This is a genomic window from Mesorhizobium sp. M7A.F.Ca.US.014.04.1.1 (genome assembly GCF_003998745.1).
In the GTDB taxonomy this organism is placed as follows: domain Bacteria; phylum Pseudomonadota; class Alphaproteobacteria; order Rhizobiales; family Rhizobiaceae; genus Mesorhizobium; species Mesorhizobium ciceri.
The window spans coordinates 1-2,408 of the sequence record NZ_RZRW01000263.1; the positions used below are offsets into that span (position 1 = coordinate 1).

The window sequence follows — 2,408 nt, forward strand, 5'->3', positions numbered from 1 at the left end:
CCGCCAATTGGCGACCACAGCAACGACGCTGGACGAGCTTCGCCAGCATATGGCGGCGTTCGAGGGCTGCAATCTCAAGGCCACCGCCAAGAACCTGGTGTTTGCCGACGGCAACCCGGAAGCCGCCGTCATGCTGGTCGGCGAGGCGCCCGGCCGCGACGAGGACATCGAGGGCCTGCCCTTCGTCGGCCGCTCGGGCCGGCTGCTCGACCGCATGCTGGCCGCGATCGGGCTCGACCGCACTTCAGCCTATATCGCCAATGTCATTCCCTGGCGGCCGCCGGGCAATCGCACGCCGACGCCGCACGAAACCGAGATCTGCCGGCCGTTCATCGAACGGCAGATCGAGCTGGTCAATCCCAAGGTGCTGATCAACCTTGGCGGCCCGTCGGCCAAGACCTTGCTCAACACCTCGGAAGGCATATTGCGGCTGCGCGGCAATTGGCGCGTTCACACGACGGCATCCGGCATCGCCATCCCGGCCATGCCGACGCTGCATCCGGCCTATCTCCTGCGAACCCCGTCGCACAAGAAGCTGGCGTGGCGGGATTTCCTCGAAGTGAAGGCAAAGCTGCGAGCGCTCACCTAGCGATAACCTCGCAGGTAATTGAAATGCCGTCCTCACCAGCCTAACCATTCACTCATGACAACAGCCCAAACCTCCGCCGGCAGCCTTATTCGCGAATGGCGCACGCGCCGGCGCATGTCGCAGCTCGACCTCGCCATGGAGGCCGAAATCTCGCAGCGGCATCTGAGCTTCGTCGAAAGCGGCCGCGCCGCGCCCTCGCGCGACATGGTGCTGCATCTGGCCGAGCAATTGTCGATCCCGCTGAGGCAACGCAACCAGTTGCTGCTCGCCGCCGGCTTTGCCCCCAGTTTCGGCGAACGCTCGCTGACCGACACGACAATGGCGCCGGCGATGGCGGCGGTCGAAATCGTGCTCAAAGGCCACGAGCCGTTCCCGGCACTCGCTGTCGACCGCCACTGGAACCTGGTTTCGGCCAACGCCGCCATCGCTCCCTTCCTTGCCGATGTCAGCGAGGCTTCGCTGCTGACGCCGCCGGTCAACGTGCTTCGCCTCAGCCTGCATCCCGGCGGCATCGCGCCACGCATCGTCAACCTCCAGGAATGGCGCACGCATCTGCTCGAGCGCCTGAAACACCAGAATGACGCGAGCGGCGACGCGGTGCTGATCGAACTCGAGCGTGAGCTGAGGACTTATCCGTCAGGCTTGAGAGGCAGCCGGCCGTCGCCGGTCGAGGCGAACGCCATCGTGCATCCGCTCAGGCTGGCGCATGGCGATCAGGTGCTGTCGTTCATCAGCACCATCACCGTGTTCGGCACGCCGCTCGACGTGACGCTTTCGGAACTGGCGATCGAATCGTTTTTCCCCGCCGATGAACAGACGAGGACGGTGCTGGTTCGGTTGGCGAAGGAACGGGCCGAACGTTCGTAATCACCCTTCAGGCAAAGATGCCTTGCGCGTGCGGGTGCGCTCCAGGCCGAGCTGGCGTTCGCGCCAGATGATGAAGATGCCGGCGGCGACGACGATCAGGCCGCCGACAAGCATATGGAGCGTGGCGACGTCGCCGAAGACGAGATAGCCGACGACGAGGCCTAGGATCATCGAGGTGTATTCGAACGGCGCCACGACCGAGGCTTCGGCATGGCGATAGGCCGCCGTCATCAGGATCTGGCCAAGGCCGCCGCAGAAGCCGGCGGCAACAAGAAGGGCCGCCTGGAGCGGCGTCAGCGCCTGCCAGCCGAATGGCAGCGAGAGCAGCGACATGACGCTCGCCGTCACCGAAAACCACAGCACGATGGTCGCCGTACGCTCGCTTTGCACGAGATTGCGCACCAAGAGCATGGCGACGGCCGAGATCGCCGCCGCGACAAGAGCGGCCATGACGCCAAGCACTTCCTGGTCGTCGAGCGCCTGGTCGGAACTCAGCAGCGTCAGTTCCGGCCAGGAGATGATCAGCACGCCGACCAGGCCGACCGCGACCGCACTCCAGCGATACACGCGGATAGCCTCGCCGAGGAAGATGGAGCTGAACACCACCACCAGCAGCGGCTGCGCGTAGTTCAGCGTGATCGCTTCCGGCAGCGGCAGCCGGGTCAACGCGAAAAAGCCGAGCCCCATGGCGCAGACGCCGACCAGGCCGCGGGCGATGTGGTTGAACGGACGCTTGGTGGTGAAGGCAGTGCCGAGCTCTTTCCTGAAGGCCAGGAAGGCGATGATCGGGAAGATGGCGAAGAAAGAGCGGAAGAAGACAATCTGGCCGGCCGGAACCGTGCCTGCGGCTTTGATGCAGGTCTGCATGCCGACGAAGACCGCCACCGCCACGATCTTGAGCATGATGCCGGTAAGCGTGTCGTGCCCGCCGGCATCATCGCTGGCTGTGGCC

At 64.9% G+C, this 2,408-nt stretch carries 3 protein-coding genes; 2 read left to right on the forward strand and 1 reads right to left on the reverse strand.

Going from position 1 to position 2,408, the window contains the following annotated elements; all coding sequences use genetic code 11:
- Nucleotides 1–589 (forward strand): uracil-DNA glycosylase (locus EOA22_RS18135; protein WP_164755604.1); only part of this gene is annotated, 589 nt, incomplete at its 5' end.
- A 54-nt stretch (nucleotides 590–643) separates the two neighbouring features.
- Nucleotides 644–1,456, forward strand: a complete 813-nt coding sequence (locus EOA22_RS18140; RefSeq protein WP_013532623.1) for a helix-turn-helix transcriptional regulator — start codon at nucleotides 644–646, stop codon at nucleotides 1,454–1,456.
- Here the strand turns inward: EOA22_RS18140 and EOA22_RS18145 are convergent.
- The coding region (locus EOA22_RS18145) for a DMT family transporter (RefSeq protein WP_164755608.1) at nucleotides 1,457–2,408 on the reverse strand (952 nt) is incomplete at its 5' end.